Here is a 16,470-nt window from a genome sequence, read left to right as displayed (position 1 = left end):
CGCGCTGCCGGGCGCGGCTCGGCCGTTGAGAGTTCCCGAAGCTTGCCTTTCCCGATCCTGCCCGCCCCCCTCGCGCGGGCCTTGAGCGAACGCGGCTACGCCGATCCGACCCCGGTCCAGGCCGCGGTGCTGGAGGCGGCCGCCGGCGCCCGCGACCTCCTCGTCTCCGCCCAGACCGGCTCCGGCAAGACCGTGGCCTACGGCCTCGCCATGGCCGGCATGCTGACCGGCGAGGGCGAGATGCTGCCGCCTCCGGGGGCGCCCCTCGCCCTGGTGATCGCGCCGACCCGGGAACTCGCGCTCCAGGTCCAGCGCGAGCTGTCCTGGCTCTACGGCCAGGCCGGTGGCCGGATCACCGCCTGCGTGGGCGGCATGGATCCCCGCCGGGAAAGCCGGATGCTCGCCGAGGGCACGCACATCGTCGTCGGGACCCCGGGCCGCCTGCGCGACCACTTGGAACGCCGCAATCTCGATCCCACCGCCCTGCGCGCCGTCGTCCTCGACGAGGCCGACGAGATGCTGGATCTCGGCTTCCGGGAGGATATCGAGTTCATCCTCTCGGCCACCCCGGCGGAGCGGGCGACCTACCTGTTCTCCGCGACCCTGCCGAAAGGCATCGAGGCCCTGGCCGAGCGCTACCAGCGCGACGCCCTGCGCCTGGCGATCAAGAGCGAGACCAGGGGCCACGCCGACATCGCCTACCGGGCGGTGCGGATCCTGCCGCGGGAGACCGAGCACGTGGTGCTCAACCTCCTGCGCGAGGCCGACGCCAAGACCGCCATGGTCTTCTGCAACACCCGCAACGCGGTCCGGCATCTCCAGGCGAGCCTGACCGAGCGCGGCTTCTCCGTGGTGGCGCTCTCGGGCGAACTCGGCCAGGGCGAGCGCAACGCCGCCCTCCAGGCCCTGCGCGACGGCCGCGCCCGGGTCTGCGTCGCCACCGACGTGGCCGCCCGGGGCATCGACCTGCCGTCCCTCAGCCTCGTCATCCACGCGGATCTCCCGCACGACGCCGAGGTCATGCAGCACCGCAGCGGCCGCACCGGACGCGCCGGCCGCAAGGGCACCTCGGTGATCCTGATCCCGAATTCCCGCCGGCGCCGGGCCGAACAGATGTTCGCCCTCGCCAAGGTCAGCCCCGAATGGTCGGGGCCGCCCTCGGCTGACGAGATCCGCCGGTTGGACGGCGAGCGCATGCTCGACGATCCGCTCTTCGCGGAGCCCCCCGCCGAGGAGGACGTCGCCCTGGCCGGGACGCTGCTCGCCAGCAAGAGCCCGGAGGAACTCGCCGCCCTCCTGGCCCGCGTCTACCGCACCCGCCTGCCGGCCCCCGAGGAGGTCGGCGATCCGGGAGAGGGCCGGGCCCCGCGGGGTGAGCGTCCGCCCTACGACCCGATGGATGGCGAGCGGATCGCCGCCATGGGGCCGGCGGTCTGGTTCCGGCTCAATCTCGGCCGCCGCGACAACGCCGATCCCCGCCGGCTCCTGCCGATGCTGACCCGCAGGGGCGGCGTCGGGCGCGAGGAGATCGGGGCGATCCGGATCTTCGACCGCGAGACCAAGTTCGAGGTGCGCGGCAACGCGGCAGCGCGCTTCGCCGAGGCCTTCGCCCGCAACGGCTCGCCGGAGATCCAGATCGAGGCGCTGGTGGGCGATACCGGACCGGCCGAGCGCCAGGGCCGTCCCGACAGCCCGAAGGGCTTCGCAAGCCCGCGGGCCGGCAAGCATCAGCGCAAGGCGGAGCGCTCCGGACCGCGCACCGAGCCCAAGCCCGGCCGACACACGGGCCGGGGCTGAGACCGAAGGCCTAGCCGACGCCGGCCTCGCCCGAACGGGCGGGGCGCCCAGGGGCACGCGTCGGTGCCGGGCACGGGCGCGTTTTCCTCCCCCGCGAAGGGGGGCGAGAGCGCGTGGTGGCGATGGACTGGACACCCGTCGACCGGGCGATACCCCTGAGGGCTACATCGGAAGCCGATCGCACGCGCGGCGGCGGGCGGCTCAGAAGACGCTCTTCACCGCTTCGCCGAGGGCGTCGACGCTCTCCTTCAGCTTGCGTCCGGCGGGCGCCAGGGACGGGAGCTTGATCCCGAGCACCTCGGTCTCCTCCGGCTCGGCGGCCTCCGCCTGCGCGACGGTGGCGGGCGCGGGGCGCTTGGCCTTCTCGGCCGTCTTCACCGGCGGCGACGGCTTGGCGGCGACGATTTTCGGCGCCGGTTTCGCCGGTTTCTCAGGTGTTGCCGCCGGTGCCGCCGCGGCGACCGGCTTCGGCGCGGGCGGAGCGGCCGGCTCGACCAGCGCGCGGGCCCGCACCGTCTCGGCGGGGCGGGGCGGCAGGAGCGCGGCCGTGCGGGCGGGCGGAAGCGGCACCACCTGCCGGCTCGCCGCGACCGGCATCACCGGCGTCGGTGTCGGGATCCGCCGGGTCGGCAGTTCGGCGACGTCCGCGGCCTTGGCGCGCGGTGACGGCGCGATCGGCGCGGCTGCCGGGGTGAATCCATCGGACAGGGAGGCCATGCGCGGGGCCTGTGCCACCGGCGCAGCCGGTTGCGTGTCCGCGGGCTTGGCCCCGACGGCACCGGCCATGGCGGGCAGCCCGTCCTTCAGATCGGGCCAGTCGGCGGCACGGCCGCCAGCGGCGACGGTGGTCGCGACCTTGACCGGAGCCGGCGCCGCGAGACCAGCCATCAGCGTCGAGGCGGCGACCCCGAAGCCGCCGAGCACGCCGAGTCCGGCCAGCCCGAACAGCAGCACGCGGAGGTCGCGTCCACGCCGGGGCGGGGCCACCGGATATCGCGTCTCTCGGGTCTCGGAGGGGTCCAGGGCGAGATCGATCATGGTCCGGGGGCTCTGACACGATGCACGACGTGCGCGACCGGGCTCCCCTCGACCGGTCGCCTGCCTCGGCTGATCCGGAGGCAGTTCGACTCTGCCGCCAGTAGAGGAGCCGCAATACGGCGCAAAGATGTCGGTCCGACTTGTCGCCGCGCCCATTCGCGGGGCCGCTATCCACAGGATATGCTTGGACTGCTTAACAATCCGTCATCCGGACCGCCGTCCGGTCTCGACCGCATGGACTTCGACGGCGTGCCCGTTATGGATCTGGGCGTGGATGCACGACCGACCCACCTCCCGATGCGGGACGCGCCCGAAACCGATGCCCGCCGGGCCGGACGTTGGCCCTGGGCCGTGTGGTCGACGCGGGCGCGGCTCGTGGCCGTCGTCCTGCTCATCGACGCGGTGGCGGCCCTGGTCTCCTGCGGCGTGATCGTGCTCAACGCCCGGACGGCGGTGCGGGTCGAGACCCGGGCCTCACTGGCGACCGTCGAGTCCCTGGTCGCGGACACGATCCGCCTGTCCGAGACGACCCCGCCCGAGACGCTGCTCCAGACCCTCGACCTGCGCTTCAAGGTGCTGCGGCACGTCCGGGTCGCCGTTCTCGACAATGCCGGCGAGCGCGTGGGCCGTTCGGCTCCGCCCCATCGCTCCACCCGCGAGGCGCCGCGCTGGTTCGCCGACCTGATCAGGCCGCCGATCGAGCGCCACACCCTTCCGATCACGGTGAACGGGCAGCAACTCGGCACGGCGCAGATCACCACGCAGCCCCTCGACGAGATCGACGAGATCTGGGGCTATGCCCGGGCGCTGTCGCTGACGACCGCGGCCATCAACGCCGCGATGCTGATCGCCCTCTACGGCGCCCTCGGCCGTATCCTGGCGCCGTTGCGGCGGCTCGGGGCCGGCCTGACGCAGCTGGAGCACCACGACTACACCGCGCGCCTGGCGCCACCCGGCGCCCGGGAACTCGCGGTCATCGCCGAGCGCTTCAACAAGGTGGCCGCGGCTCTGAGCGACGTGCGCGCCGCCAACGGACGCCTCAACCGGCAGCTGCTCACCGCGCAGGACGACGAGCGCCGCCGCACCGCCCTCGAACTGCACGACGAGTTCGGCCCCTGCCTGTTCGCCCTGGAGGCGAACGCCGCCTCGATCGCACGGATCGCTTCGGGGCCGACCGAGCCCAGCCGCGAGAAGCTCGCGACCCGGGCGGCCGAGATCAGCGCCATCGTTGCCCAGGTCCAGACCGTCAACCGCGAATTGCTGAACCGCCTGCGGCCGCACGGGCTCGGGCAGGCGCCGCTGGGCACCTGCCTCGACCTGCTCCTGCGCGGCTTCGGGCAACGCCATCCCGGCCTCGAGTGCGTCGGCCGGTTCGACGGCCTGGCGCGCGGCTACGGCGACCTCGTGGACCTCACCGTGTTCCGCTGCGTGCAGGAGAGCGCCACCAACGCCGTGCGACACGGCGCCGCCACCCGGGTCGAGGCCGAGGCCGCGGAGGCCGCGGGCCGGCTGACCGTGACGATCCGCGACAACGGCACCGGCATCCCGCCCGAGCACGGCACCGGGCTCGGGCTGTCCGGCATGCGCGAACGCGTCGAGGCGCTGGACGGCACCTTCACCCTTGACAATGCCGGTCCCGGCGCAATCGTCCGCATCTCCATCCCCGTTCCGCCGGACCGGGGCGACGACAACGACGCGCCGAGCGCATGAACGCCATCGCCTCCCAGATCGACATCGCCGCGACCCGTCTGCCCGTCCTGGTGATCGACGATCACCCGATCGTCCTGCAGGGCTGTCGACGGGTCCTGGAGGATGCCGGCGTTGAGACCATCGCGGAGGCGACCACGGTGGTCGGTGGCTACCGGGTCTTCCACCGGCTCCGGCCGCCGGTCGTGATCTGCGACCTGACCTTCCAGGGCAGCGGCATGGCCGGCCTCGGCCTGATCCGCCGCATCCGGGCGGTCGCCCCGGAGACGCGGATCCTGGTCTTCAGCATGCACAACGATCCGGTGATTGTCGCCCGCGCCCTCGAGGCCGGGGCGCTCGGCTACGTCCTGAAGGACCATGCCTCGGCGGAGCTGTTCGAGGCGTTCGGCAAGGTCCGGATCGGCGAGGTCTACCTCGACCGGCGGCTCGCCACCGAGGTGGCGATGCTGCGCGCCGATGCCCGCCGCACCCCGGAATCGCAGCTGACCCCGCGTGAGCAGCAGATCCTCGCCCGCCTCGCCCAGGGGCGCTCCTATGGCGCCATCGCGACCGATTTGTCCGTGAGCTACAAGACCGTGACCAATGCCTGCTCGCAGATGCGGCAGAAGCTCGGCGTCCGCACCCTGGCCGAACTGATCCACGTCGCCGTCACCCACGCACAGCGGCAGGGCTAGCATGGCCGGAGGTGACGTGCAGGGCGCGGGCGGACCGGGATCGTTCTCCCGGGCGGCATGGGCGCGCAACGAAGCCGCCTACGAGGCGATCCGGTCGATGCCGTTCAACGCCGAACTGGCCGCCGGCACGCTGCGTCAGGACCGGTTCCGCCACTACATCGTGCAGGACGCGCATTACCTGATCGGCTTTGGCCGGGCGCTCAGCCTCGCCGCCGCGAAGGCACCGGATCCCGAGGGGATCGTGCAGTTCGCCAAAGCCGCGCAGGAGGCCATCGTGGTGGAGCGCGCCCTCCATGGCGGCTTTTTCCGCAATTACGGCATCGGACCCGAGACGTTTTCGGCCACGCCGCTGACGCCGGCCTGCGACCACTACGTTTGTTACCTGCTGGCCACGGCCTATGCCGAGCCCTTCGAGGTCGTCTGCGCCGCCCTGCTGCCGTGCTTCTGGATCTACAAGGCGGTGGGCGACGACATCTTCGCCCGCGCGGCGCCCGACAACCCGTACCGGGCGTGGATCGACACCTATGCGGGTGCCGAGTTCGCCGAGGCGGTCGCCGCCATGATCGCCGCCACCGACCGGGCGGCACGGGGTGTCTCGGCCGATATCGAGGCGCGCATGCACCGGGCCTTCGCGCAGGCGACCCGCCTGGAATGGATGTTCTGGGACAGCGCCTATCGCGACGCGGCCTGGCCCCTGTGATGCGCCGGGCTCGTCCGTGACCGGACCGCCGGGCCCGCGCCGCCGCGACCTCGTCGCCGCCGCGGCCGCGGCCGCCGCCCTCTGGCCGCCCCTCGCGCTGGCGGCGGATACGCCGGGCCCGATCCCGGAAGACCGGCCGGTCCGGATCGCCATGCTGCTCTATCCCGGCCTGACCGCCCTCGACCTCGTCGGGCCGCAGGCGCTGCTCGCCGGGCTGGCCCCGGGCAGCCTGCACCTCGTCGCCGAGACCGCCGGCCCGGTGGCGAGCGATACCGGCCTCGCGCTGATGGCGACCGACACGTTCGAGACCTGCCCGCAGGATCTCGACGTCCTGTTCGTGCCCGGGGGCGACGGCACGCCGGCGCAGATGCGCAACGACCGGCTGCTGGCCTTCCTGACCGGGCGCGCCGCCCGGGCCGCCTGGGTGACGAGCGTCTGCACCGGGTCGCTGATCCTGGGCGCCGCCGGCCTGCTGCGCGGCTACCGGGCCACCTCCCACTGGTGCGTGCGCGATGCGGTGCTGCCGCTCCTCGGCGCCGAGCCGGTGGCGGAGCGCGTCGTCGTCGACCGCAACCGCGTCACCGGGGCCGGGATCTCGGCCGGGCTCGATCTCGGTCTGGTGCTCGCCGCCCGCCTGCGCGGGGACACCTACGCCCGCACCGCGCAGCTGGTGGCCGAATACGCACCGGAACCGCCGTTTCACGCCGGCACCCCCGCCGGGGCCGGGCCGGCGGTGGTGCGGGCGGCGGACGCGATCCTGGCGCCCCTGGTGGCCGGGGCCAGAGCGGCGGCGCGGCGCTGAGGCCACCCGCGCGGGCGATGCAGCGCGGCCACGCCCGGCGCCGACATGCGTTCCCGTCCTTGACGGCACCAGTCCCCCGGCCGAACTGTGCGGTGCAAGATCCGCCGGAGCCGCCATGTCCCTGATCGCACGCCTGCGCGCCTACGCGGCCGAGGCTCTCGGCGTCGGCACGCACGAGGCCGTGGACGACACCCATCTCGCCGCCACCGCGCTCCTCGTTCACGTGGCGCGGGTCGACGGGATCCTGGCCCCCTCCGAGAGCGAGCGCCTGTCCCGCTTGGTCGAAGGCCACTACGCCGACGGTCCGGATGCGGCGCGGGCGCTGATCGCGCGCGCGGCCACCATAGATTCCGAGACCCGCGACGTGGTGAGCCTCGTCGAGATGATCCCCCACGAGGCCAACACCGCCGAGCGCCAGGAACTCCTGACCATGGCGTGGTCGGTCGCGGCCGCGGACGGACGGGTCGACGAGTTCGAGGAGGCCCTGGTGGAGCGGCTCGGCCGCCTGCTCGGCTTCGACGACGGCGCCATCGCGGCCGCGCGCCGAACCGGACAACAGGGGGCGGGGATTGCGTAAGCGGCGGGCCGGGCGATGATCGCAAGCCTGGCGCTGATCCTGTTGGCGCAACTCCTGGGTGAAGCCATTGCCCGCGGCGCGGGTGTCCCGATCCCCGGACCGGTGATCGGCATGGGGCTGATGTTCGCCTTCCTGCTGCTGCGCGACACGGCGCGGATCGGCCTGCCGCGCTACCTTCCGAAGGCGCTCACCGACGGCACCCTGGAGACGACGGCGCGGGGTCTTCTGATGAACCTGTCGCTGATGTTCGTACCGGCCGGCGTTGGCGTCGTCGGCCGCCTGGACCTGCTGCGGGCGCAGGGCCCGAAGCTCGCCATCGTGCTGGTGGTCTCGACGGCGCTGTCGCTCCTCGTCACCGTGCTGGTGTTCCGCGCGGTCGCCGCCCTGGTGGAGCCCCCCGGGACGGACGGGGAGCCCTGACCATGGGCGGCGACTTCTCCCTCTGGGTCTATCTCGCCAAGACGCCGCTGCTCTGGCTCACGGTGACGCTGACCGCCTACGTCCTGGCCGATCGGATCGCCGCCGTCACCGGGCGGCACCCGATCGCCAATCCGGTGCTGATCACGGTGACCCTGGTCGGCGGGATCCTGGCGGCGACGGGGACGCCGTATCCGGTCTATTTCGAGGGCGCGCAGTTCGTCCATTTCCTGCTCGGGCCCGCCACCGTCGTGCTGGCCATGCCGCTCTACGAGCGGCGCGCCACCGTGAGGCGCGCGCTGATCCCCATGCTCACGGCTCTGGCCGCCGGGGCGGCCACGACGCTCGCCGTCGTGATCGGGCTGGCGCGGCTGCTCGACATCCCGCAGCCGATCCTGGTCTCCCTCGCGCCGAAATCGGTGACCTCGGGCGTGGCCATGGGGATCGCGGAGGCCCTCGGCGGCGATCCGACCCTCACGGCGATCCTGGTGATCCTCACCGGCATCATCGGGGCGATCCTGGTGACGCCGATGATGAACGCCCTGGGAATCCGCGACATGCGCGCCCGCGGCTTCGCGGCCGGGCTCGCCGCCCATGGTATCGGCACCGCGCGCGCCTTCCAGGTAAGCGAGGTGGCCGGTACCTTCGCGGGCATCGCCATGGGGCTCAACGCCTTCCTGACGGCGATCCTCGCCCCCCTGGCGCTGCACCTGCTGTTCTAGCGCATCGCCTCCAACCGTCCCCGGCGCCGATGCGGCTTTCGAGACGGAGCACTGGCTCTCGTCTTGAATCGTCGTTGACGGCGAATCAGAATTCTAGGTAGAAAAGGCTGTGAGATAAATCGCGTACTAGTTGTGTTTCCTGGCCGGCTCCGGAACGCTGTCGGCGGAGGCACACGAAGGTACGGATGCAGCCCTGTCGCTCAGCGCCAGGACGGAGGAGACGGCCATGCCGACCACGTCGCCGAGTGTCGAGCTCGCCTCGAAGATCCTCAGCGCCTACGTCACGCGGAACAGCGTGCCCGCGGATCTCCTGCCGGATCTGCTCACCACGGTCCACAGCTCGCTCCTGGCCCTGGACCGCCCGATGCCGCCGCCGGTCAGGCGTCCGACCGAGGCGCAGATCCGGGCCTCGATCCGGCCCGACGCGCTCGTCAGTTTCGAGGACGGGAAACCCTACAAGACCCTGCGGCGCCACCTGACCCTCCGCGGGCTCTCGCCGGAGGCCTACAAGGCCAAATGGGGCCTGCCGGTCAATTACCCGCTGGTCTCGGCCGATTACAGCGCCCGCCGCTCGGATATCTCGCGCCAGATCGGACGCAACCAGCGGCTTCAGATCAAGGTCGCATCGGGCGCCGTCGAGACCTCCTGGATCAGCAGCGCCACGAGTCCCGACCACCCGGTCTGATGGGAGGCGCCCACGCCCCGGCCGGTATCACCGTCGTAATACTCGTAGAACAGGACGAGATCGCGGAAATGCGGGTCGTCCTGTTCGAGCCGGCTGTCCCCGTAGACCGGCCGGCGCCCGTCCGGACCGCGGGTCGAGAGGCCGATCAGGCGCCGTGACAGCGCGAGGGCGATCTCGCGCAGGGCGTAGCTCCGTCCCGAGCCCGTGGGCGCCTCGACCCGGAAATCCGGGCCGTAATAATCGTGGAAGCGGTTCAGGGCGGCGATGAGCAGGTAGTTGACCGGCATCCAGACCGGCCCGCGCCAGTTCGAATTGCCGCCGAACAGACGGGAGCGCGATTCCGCGGGCTCATAGGCGAGGCCGAGATCGCGGCCGTTCCACGTGAAGCAGAAGGGTGTGTCGGCGTAGGCGCGGGAGACCGCGCGCAGGCCGTGATCCGAGAGGAATTCTCCGGGGTCGAGGGCCCGGCGCAGCAAAGCCTTCAGCCTGTGGCCGCGCAACAGCGAGAGCAGGGCGGTCTGGCCCTGGCCGGGCTCGTTCCAGCGCGACACCAGGGCCGCGAGGTCCGGGCGGTTTTCCAGGAAGAACCGCATCCGGTCGCGCAGGGCGGGCAGCTTGTCCAAGTCGTGCTCGCTGATCGTCGCCACCGCGAAGATCGGGATCAGTCCGACCAGGGTGCGCGCCCGGATCGGGAGGCGCGCGCCCTCCCGGGTCTCGATGACGTCGTAGAAGAAGCCGTCCGCCTCGTCCCAGACCCCGTCGCCCGTCGCGGCGGCGATCAGGAGGAAATGCTCGAAGAATTTCTCCGCCAGATCCTCGTAGGTCGGGTCCCGGAGCGCCAGCTCGATGGCGATGCGCATCAGGGTGAGCGCGTAGGCGGCCATCCAGGCGGTGGCGTCGGACTGGGTGAGCGTCGCCCCGTCGCCGATCGGCTTCGACCGGTCGAAGATGCCGATATTGTCGAGGCCGAGGAAGCCGCCCTGGAACAGGTTGCGGTCGTCGGCATCCTTGCGGTTGACCCACCAGGTGAAGTTCAGGGTCAGCTTGTTGAAGATGCGCTTGAGGAACACGTGGTCCGGCGTGCCGGTGAGGGCCCGGTCCAGCTCGAACACCCGCCATGCGGCCAGCGCGTGGACCGGCGGGTTGGCGTCCCCGAACCCCCATTCGTAGGCCGGCAGCGCCGCGTTCGGGTGGGCATAGGCCTCGTCGACCAGGAGCAGGAGCTGGTTCTTGGCGAAGTCGGGATCGATCAGCGCGAAGACGATCGCCTGGAGGGCGAGGTCCCAGGAGGCGAACCAGGGATATTCCCAGGCATCCGGCATCGAGATGATGTCGTTGGCGCGCAGATGCGCCCAGTCGGCGTTGCGACCGCGCCGGCGCTCGGGGGCGGGGGGCGGCTGGGCCGGATCGCCCGCGAGCCACTCGCGCACGTCGTAATGGTAGAGCTGCTTCGACCACAGCATGCCGGCGAGCGCCTGCCGTTGGACGAGGCGCATCTCGGGATCGGCGATCGGGGCCTGGAGGGCCGCGTAGAAGGCGTCCGCTTCCGCCTCACGCGTCGCAAAGACGGCATCGAAATCCGCGAAGGGCTCCCCCGGCGCGGTCTCAGGCCGCAGGCGCAGGCGCAGGGTGCGGGACTCGCCGGGGCCGAGATGCAGGGCGTAGCGGGCCGCGCATTTGGTGCCGGAGAGCCGGTTGACCGCGGCTCCGTCGCCGCCGACCACGCAGCGGTCGATGCCGTCCTTGTAGAAGCCCTCGGCCGGGCCCGCGCCGAACAGGCGGTGCGTGTTGGTCTCGTTCTCGGTGAACAGCAACTCCGCCGCGCCCTCGGCGAAGAAGCGCATCGGCGCCATCTCGGGATGGCGCGCCCAGGCCGAGCCGTCGGCGCCGGCCGTCAGCTCCGGCTTCGCGGCGCCCGGTTTCCAGGACCAGACGTTGCGGGCCCAGAGCTGCGGCAGCAGAGTCAGATCCGCCGCCTCCGGCCCGCGGTTGGTGGCGGTGACCTGCATCAGGATGTCGTCGGGCGCCGCCTTGGCGTAGGCGATCTCGACGTCGAAATAGCGGCCCGCGTCGAACAGGCCGGTCTCGAGCAGCTCGAATTCCGGCTCGTCCAGGCCGCGCCGGGCATTCTCCGCGACGAGCTGAGCATAGGGGAACGCGGCCTGCGGATACTTGTACAGCATCCGCATGAAGGCGTGGGTCGGGAGGCCGTCGAGGTAGTAGTAGAGTTCCTTGACGTCCTCGCCGTGGTTGCCCTCCTGATTGGTCAGGCCGAACAGGCGCTCCTTCAGGATCGGGTCGCGGCCGTTCCACAGGGCGAGCGACAGGCACCAGTTCAGGTGCCGGTCGCCGAAGCCGCCGATCCCGTCTTCGCCCCAGCGATAGGCCCGGGAGCGGGCATGGTCGTGGGGCAGGTAGTCCCAGGCGTCGCCGCCCGGGCTGTAATCCTCCCGGATGGTGCCCCATTGCCGGTCGCTGAGATACGGCCCCCAGCGGCGCCAGGCCGGGTCCGCGCGCGCCGCGACCAGCCGGAGGCCCTCGGCGGTCTCGAAAAGGCTGTTCGGCACGCCGTTGGGCTCTGTCATCGGCTCGCGGATCCCGGCACTCGTCCGCCGGATAGTGCCGTGCGGCGCCCGGGGAAAGTCAACGGTGCCGCCGGACCAACGCGTCGGCCGCAGGATCCGCGGATCCCACCCTCATGCGGACGCAGCAGCGTCGATCAGGCGGACCCCGTCCGTGGCGGCATCGATGCGGAGCCGCGTATAATCGCGGATCGCGGCGTGGCGGGTGCGCAGCGGCGCGGGATGGGTCGCGGTCACCACCACCACGGCCGCGCCCGCCGCCTCGGCGGCCTCGATGCCGGCCGGGGCGTCCTCGAAGATCAGGCTATCCGCCGCCGCGACGCCGAGCCGCTCGGCCGCCTGCCGGAAGCAATCCGGTGCCGGCTTGCCGCGGGTCACGTCCTCGGCGGCGACCATGAGGGCCGGCACCGGCAGGCCGGCGGCCGCGAGGCGGCGCTCCGCCAGCGCCCGGGGCGCGGAGGTCACGATCGCCCAGCGGGACTGCGGCAGCGCCGCGACGAGCGCCCGCGCGCCCGGGATCTCGGTGACGTCGCCGACATCGTCCATTTCGGCGCGGGCGATCGCGGCGGCCTCGGCCTCGGGATCGACCCCCGGCAGGCCGAGACGGCGGATCGTCTCCACCGAACGGACCCCGTGGATCGTGGGCAGGAAGCGCGCGACGTCGAGGCTGTGGGCCAGGGCCCAGCGGGACCAGACCCGCTCCGCCGAGGCGATCGAGCTGATCAGCGTGCCGTCCATGTCGAACAGGAACGCCGCGAAACGGCGCGTCGGGAGGCGAGTGTCGGTCATGCGGGACGGCTACCGGGGCGCCGCGCCCCCCGCAATCCGGCCGCGCGCAGGGGCGGGTCCCGTTTCGGTCTCCGATCCCGGAGCGGGCCGCCGAGGGCGCCCGCTTCACGGGCCCTCGGCTTTGGTGTAGCGCGGGGGCAACCCCGGGTCCGTGACGGCCCCGCAACCCTGAACACCGCCCGCCCCATGCCGAGCCGCATCGACGCCACCTTCGCCCGCGCCCGCGCGGAGCACCGGGCCGTTCTCGTCACCTACGTGATGGCGGGCGACCCCGATCCCGCGACCTCCCTGGAGGTCCTGAAGGCCCTGCCGGGGGCGGGCGCCGACATCCTCGAATTCGGGCTGCCCTTCACCGATCCGATGGCCGACGGCCCGGCGATCCAGGCGGCGGGCCTGCGCGCGCTGAAGGCGGGTCAGACCGTCGCCGGCACCCTGGACCTCGTGCGCCGCTTCCGCGCCGGGAACGACACCACACCCATCGTGCTGATGGGCTACTACAATCCGATCCACACCTACGGTGTCGCGCGCTTCCTGGACGACGCCGTCGCGGCCGGGGTGGACGGCCTGATCGTGGTCGACCTGCCGCCCGAGGAGGATTCCGAGCTGTGCCTCCCGGCACTCGCCAAGGGGATCGCCTTCATCCGCCTCGCGACGCCCACCACGGACGAGCGGCGCCTGCCGGCGGTGCTCGCGAACACGGCGGGCTTCGTCTACTACGTGTCAATCACCGGCGTTACCGGCACGGCGACGCCGGATTTCGGCAAGGTCTCGGAGGCGGTGGCGCGCATCCGCCGTCACACCGATCTGCCGGTCGTCGTCGGCTTCGGCGTCAGGACCGGTGCCCATGCCGCCGCGATCGCCCGGGGTGCCGACGGCGTGGTGGTGGGCTCGGCCCTGGTGGACGCGCTCGTGCGGTCCCTCGATGCCGAGGGCCGGGCGGGGGCCGGGACCGTTCCGGCGGTGGCGGAGCTGGTGCGGGAGCTCGCCGAGGGCGTGCGGTCTGCCGGCGTCGAGCGGGCGGCCTGAGCGGCGTCTGCGGCAGACCCTGGCGGCGGCGCGCGCGCCACCTGATATCAGCACGGGCTTGAAGCGGACGGACGCGTGGCGATGGTCGAACCGATGAACTGGATCTCGGAGGTGGTGCGCCCCCGGATCAAGACCCTGTTCAAGCGCGAGACGCCCGAGAACCTCTGGGTCAAATGTCCCGATACCGGGCAGATGGTCTTCCACAAGGAGGTGGAGGCCAACCACTGGGTCATTCCGGGCTCCGAGCATCACCTGAAGATGAGCGCCCAGGCGCGCCTCAAGATGATGTTCGACGAGGGCACCTGGATCGACGTGGCGTTGCCCGAGGCCGCCGTCGATCCCCTGAAGTTCCGCGACGAGAAGCGCTACGTCGACCGGCTCAAGGAGGCCCGCGCCAAGACCGGGATGCAGGACGCGTTCAAGATCGGCTTCGGCCGGGTCGGCGGCCTGCCGATGACGCTCGCCGCACAGGAATTCGGCTTCATGGCCGGGTCGCTGGGCATGGCGGCCGGCGAGGCCTTCGTGCGCGGCGCCGAGACGGCGCTGGAGAAGCGCACGCCCTACGTGCTGTTCGCGGCCTCCGGCGGCGCGCGCATGCAGGAGGGCATCCTGTCGCTGATGCAGATGCCCCGGACCACCGTGGCGGTGCGGCGGCTCAACGCCGCACGCCTGCCCTACATCGTGGTGCTGACCAACCCGACCACGGGCGGCGTCACCGCCTCCTACGCCATGCTGGGCGACGTGCACCTCGCCGAGCCCGGCGCGCTGATCTGCTTCGCCGGCCCCCGGGTGATCGAGCAGACCATCCGGGAGAAGCTGCCGGACGGGTTCCAGCGGGCGGAGTACCTGCGCGAGCACGGCATGGTCGATCAGGTGGTTCATCGCCACCAGCTCAAGGAGACGATCGCCCGCCTGTGCGGCCTCCTAACCAACGTCGCCGAACCGGTCGCGCCGGTCTCGGCCGCCGAGGCGGCCTGAGCCCGACGCGATGGCCTCCTCCGATGCCCTGATGGCGCGATTCCTCGCCCTGCACCCGCGCACGATCGACCTGTCGCTGGGCCGGATCGAGCGGCTGCTCGCGCGGCTCAACCATCCGGAGCGGCGGCTGCCGCCGGTGATCCACGTCGCCGGGACCAACGGCAAGGGCTCGACCATCGCGTTCATGCGGGCGATCCTCGAAGCGGGCGGCCTGGCGGCGCATGTCTACACCTCGCCGCACCTGGTCCGGTTCCACGAGCGGATCCGCATCGGCGGGATCGGCGGCGGGCAATTCGTCGACGAGGATCGCCTCGCGGACGCGTTCGCGCGCTGCGAGACCGCCAATGCCGGCGAGCCGATCACGATGTTCGAGATCACCACGGCGGCGGCGCTGGTGCTGTTCTCGGAGAGCCCGGCCGACGTCCTGCTGCTCGAGGTCGGCCTCGGCGGCCGGCTCGACGCCACCAACGTGATCGCGGAGCCCGCCTGTGCGGTGGTCACGCCCATCGGCCGCGACCATGCCGAGTATCTCGGCGATACGGTCGAGTCGGTGGCGACCGAGAAGGCCGGGATCTTCAAGCGCGGCTGCCCGGCGGTGATCGCCGCCCAGGATTATGCCGAGGCCGACGCCGTGCTGTGCCGGCGCGCCGAGGCCGTGGGGGCCGGCCCGATCCTGGTCGGCAACCAGGATTTCTCCGTCCACGAGGAGCGCGGCCGCCTCGTCTACCAGGACGAGACCGACCTGTTCGACCTGCCGCGGCCGCGGCTCGCCGGCCGGCATCAGCTGGTCAATGCCGGCACGGCGATCACGGCCTTGCGCGCCGCGGGCTTCGGCGACATCGGCACGAAAGCCCTCGAGAAGGGGCTCACCGAGGTCGATTGGCCGGGACGGCTCCAGCGGCTGGGCCGCGGTCGCCTCGCCGGGCAGCTCGATCCGGGCACCGAGCTGTGGCTCGACGGTGGCCACAACATCGACGGCGGCCGCATCCTCGCCGCCGCCATGGCCGATCTCGGCGAGCGCAGCGACGTGCCGCTCGTGCTGATCGTCGGCCTGCTCGGCACCAAGGACGCCGACGGCTTCCTGCGCAACTTCGTCGGATTGGCGCGGGCGCTCATCGCCGTGCCGATCACCGGCACGATGGCCGCGCGTCCCGCCGAGGAGGTCGCCCGGATCGGCGAGGGCGTCGGTCTGTCGACCTACGCGGCACCGAGCATCGAGGCCGCGTTGGCGATGGTGAAGGACATCGCCTTCGAGCGGCCGCCCCGGATCCTGATCTGCGGCTCGCTCTACCTGGCCGGCATGGTCCTCGCGGCCAACGATACGCCGCCGGTCTGACGCCGCCGCACCGGGCCGCGAGCGGCGATTATCAATACTCTCCCTCGACAACTCACGAATTTTTGAGGGTCGGAATTCGAATGTCGTCGATTCGCCGTAATTGGCCGGTCGAAAATGGCCGAACGGTCACGCTTTCCCCCCGCTGTGGCAGACAAGCTACATCCTTGGCGAGGTCGATCGCCTAGTTTCCCGATCGATCGAGCCAATGCTGGGGATCACAGTAATGAAGACGCTTATCACCTCTCTTGCGGCATTCACGGCGCTCACCGCCGCCGCTTCCGCCGCCGACCTTCCGCGCCGCGCCGCCCCGCCGCCGGTGTTCACCCCCGTGCCGGTGTTCACCTGGACGGGCGCCTACTTCGGTATCAACGCCGCCGCTGCTCGGCTACGGTGCGGACTGGCCGCTCGATTGGCGCGAGATGTGGTTGTACTACGATCAGGTCGAGGACGACTTGAAGATCTCCGGTCCGGTCACTTATCCGTGGGGCCCCAAGCGCCAGCGCTACCGCTACCGTGCCCACGAGCTGAACGCCGCCGCCAAGGTGCTCGCCCGCGGGGCCGAGGCGATGGGCATCGACTGGACGCCGACGCCGCTCGCCACCGTCTCGGCACCGCGCGGCGACAGCCCCCCTTGCGTCTA

General features: G+C 71.9%; 15 protein-coding genes and 1 pseudogene. 13 read left to right on the top strand and 3 right to left on the bottom strand.

Annotated features, from left to right (window positions below; genetic code table 11):
- The first annotated feature begins 42 nt into the window (after nt 1-42).
- Nucleotides 43-1,797, top strand: coding sequence for a DEAD/DEAH box helicase (locus tag MKK69_RS15400; RefSeq protein WP_243969120.1), 1,755 nt, complete (start codon nt 43-45; stop codon nt 1,795-1,797).
- A 201-nt stretch (nt 1,798-1,998) separates the two neighbouring features.
- On the opposite strand, the gene MKK69_RS15395 is transcribed toward MKK69_RS15400, so the two are convergent.
- Nucleotides 1,999-2,835 carry a hypothetical protein gene (locus MKK69_RS15395; protein WP_243969118.1) on the bottom strand — a complete coding sequence of 279 codons (837 nt, stop codon included), beginning with the start codon at nt 2,833-2,835 and terminating at the stop codon, nt 1,999-2,001.
- 297 nt (nt 2,836-3,132) lie between these two features.
- Between MKK69_RS15395 and MKK69_RS15390 the strand changes: the two genes are divergently transcribed.
- The 8 genes from MKK69_RS15390 to MKK69_RS15355 all read left to right on the top strand — a co-directional run bounded on the left by MKK69_RS15390 (nt 3,133) and on the right by MKK69_RS15355 (nt 9,119).
- Nucleotides 3,133-4,545: an ATP-binding protein gene (locus tag MKK69_RS15390; protein ID WP_243969251.1), complete on the top strand. Its 1,413-nt coding sequence runs from the start codon at nt 3,133-3,135 to the stop codon at nt 4,543-4,545.
- The gene (locus tag MKK69_RS15385; RefSeq protein ID WP_243969116.1) at nt 4,542-5,216 is read left to right on the top strand and encodes a response regulator; all 675 of its coding nucleotides are present in this window, start codon (nt 4,542-4,544) and stop codon (nt 5,214-5,216) included. Before MKK69_RS15390 ends, MKK69_RS15385 begins: the two co-directional genes overlap by 4 nt.
- Nucleotide 5,217: 1 nt before the next feature.
- Nucleotides 5,218-5,916: a TenA family protein gene (locus MKK69_RS15380; protein ID WP_243969114.1), complete on the top strand. Its 699-nt coding sequence runs from the start codon at nt 5,218-5,220 to the stop codon at nt 5,914-5,916.
- A 151-nt stretch (nt 5,917-6,067) separates the two neighbouring features.
- Nucleotides 6,068-6,718, top strand: coding sequence for a DJ-1/PfpI family protein (locus MKK69_RS15375; RefSeq protein ID WP_243969249.1), 651 nt, complete (start codon nt 6,068-6,070; stop codon nt 6,716-6,718).
- Between the two features lie 115 nt (nt 6,719-6,833).
- Nucleotides 6,834-7,295, top strand: a complete 462-nt coding sequence (locus tag MKK69_RS15370) for a TerB family tellurite resistance protein (RefSeq protein WP_243969112.1) — start codon at nt 6,834-6,836, stop codon at nt 7,293-7,295.
- A 15-nt stretch (nt 7,296-7,310) separates the two neighbouring features.
- Nucleotides 7,311-7,715 carry a CidA/LrgA family protein gene (locus MKK69_RS15365; protein ID WP_243969111.1) on the top strand — a complete coding sequence of 135 codons (405 nt, stop codon included), beginning with the start codon at nt 7,311-7,313 and terminating at the stop codon, nt 7,713-7,715.
- 2 nt (nt 7,716-7,717) lie between these two features.
- Nucleotides 7,718-8,434 carry an LrgB family protein gene (locus MKK69_RS15360; protein ID WP_243969109.1) on the top strand — a complete coding sequence of 239 codons (717 nt, stop codon included), beginning with the start codon at nt 7,718-7,720 and terminating at the stop codon, nt 8,432-8,434.
- A 226-nt stretch (nt 8,435-8,660) separates the two neighbouring features.
- Complete coding sequence (locus MKK69_RS15355) at nt 8,661-9,119, top strand: MucR family transcriptional regulator (RefSeq protein ID WP_243969108.1); 459 nt, start codon at nt 8,661-8,663, stop codon at nt 9,117-9,119.
- Here MKK69_RS15355 and MKK69_RS15350 read toward each other — a convergent pair.
- Together MKK69_RS15350 and MKK69_RS15345 are read right to left on the bottom strand one after the other, a co-directional pair.
- A complete protein-coding gene (locus MKK69_RS15350) occupies nt 9,044-11,704 on the bottom strand; it encodes an MGH1-like glycoside hydrolase domain-containing protein (protein WP_243969105.1) in 2,661 nt (886 codons plus the stop codon). The two genes, MKK69_RS15355 and MKK69_RS15350, sit on opposite strands and share 76 nt — an antisense overlap.
- 111 nt (nt 11,705-11,815) lie before the next feature.
- Complete coding sequence (locus tag MKK69_RS15345; protein ID WP_243969103.1) at nt 11,816-12,490, bottom strand: HAD-IA family hydrolase; 675 nt, start codon at nt 12,488-12,490, stop codon at nt 11,816-11,818.
- A gap of 186 nt (nt 12,491-12,676) precedes the next feature.
- Between MKK69_RS15345 and trpA the strand changes: the two genes are divergently transcribed.
- The 4 genes and pseudogenes from trpA to MKK69_RS15320 all read left to right on the top strand — a co-directional run.
- Entirely contained in the window at nt 12,677-13,516 is an 840-nt protein-coding gene (gene trpA / locus MKK69_RS15340) for a tryptophan synthase subunit alpha (protein ID WP_243969101.1), read from the top strand.
- A gap of 81 nt (nt 13,517-13,597) precedes the next feature.
- Nucleotides 13,598-14,494 carry an acetyl-CoA carboxylase, carboxyltransferase subunit beta gene (gene accD, locus MKK69_RS15335; RefSeq protein WP_243969247.1) on the top strand — a complete coding sequence of 299 codons (897 nt, stop codon included), beginning with the start codon at nt 13,598-13,600 and terminating at the stop codon, nt 14,492-14,494.
- 10 nt (nt 14,495-14,504) lie between these two features.
- Entirely contained in the window at nt 14,505-15,830 is a 1,326-nt protein-coding gene (locus tag MKK69_RS15330) for a bifunctional folylpolyglutamate synthase/dihydrofolate synthase (RefSeq protein WP_243969099.1), read from the top strand.
- A gap of 377 nt (nt 15,831-16,207) precedes the next feature.
- A pseudogene (locus MKK69_RS15320) lies at nt 16,208-16,470 on the top strand (GMC family oxidoreductase); the annotation flags it as partial.

It is taken from the genome of Methylobacterium sp. J-026 (assembly GCF_022829585.1).
In the GTDB taxonomy this organism is placed as follows: domain Bacteria; phylum Pseudomonadota; class Alphaproteobacteria; order Rhizobiales; family Beijerinckiaceae; genus Methylobacterium.
This window is presented reverse-complemented; position numbering and strand designations above follow the sequence as displayed.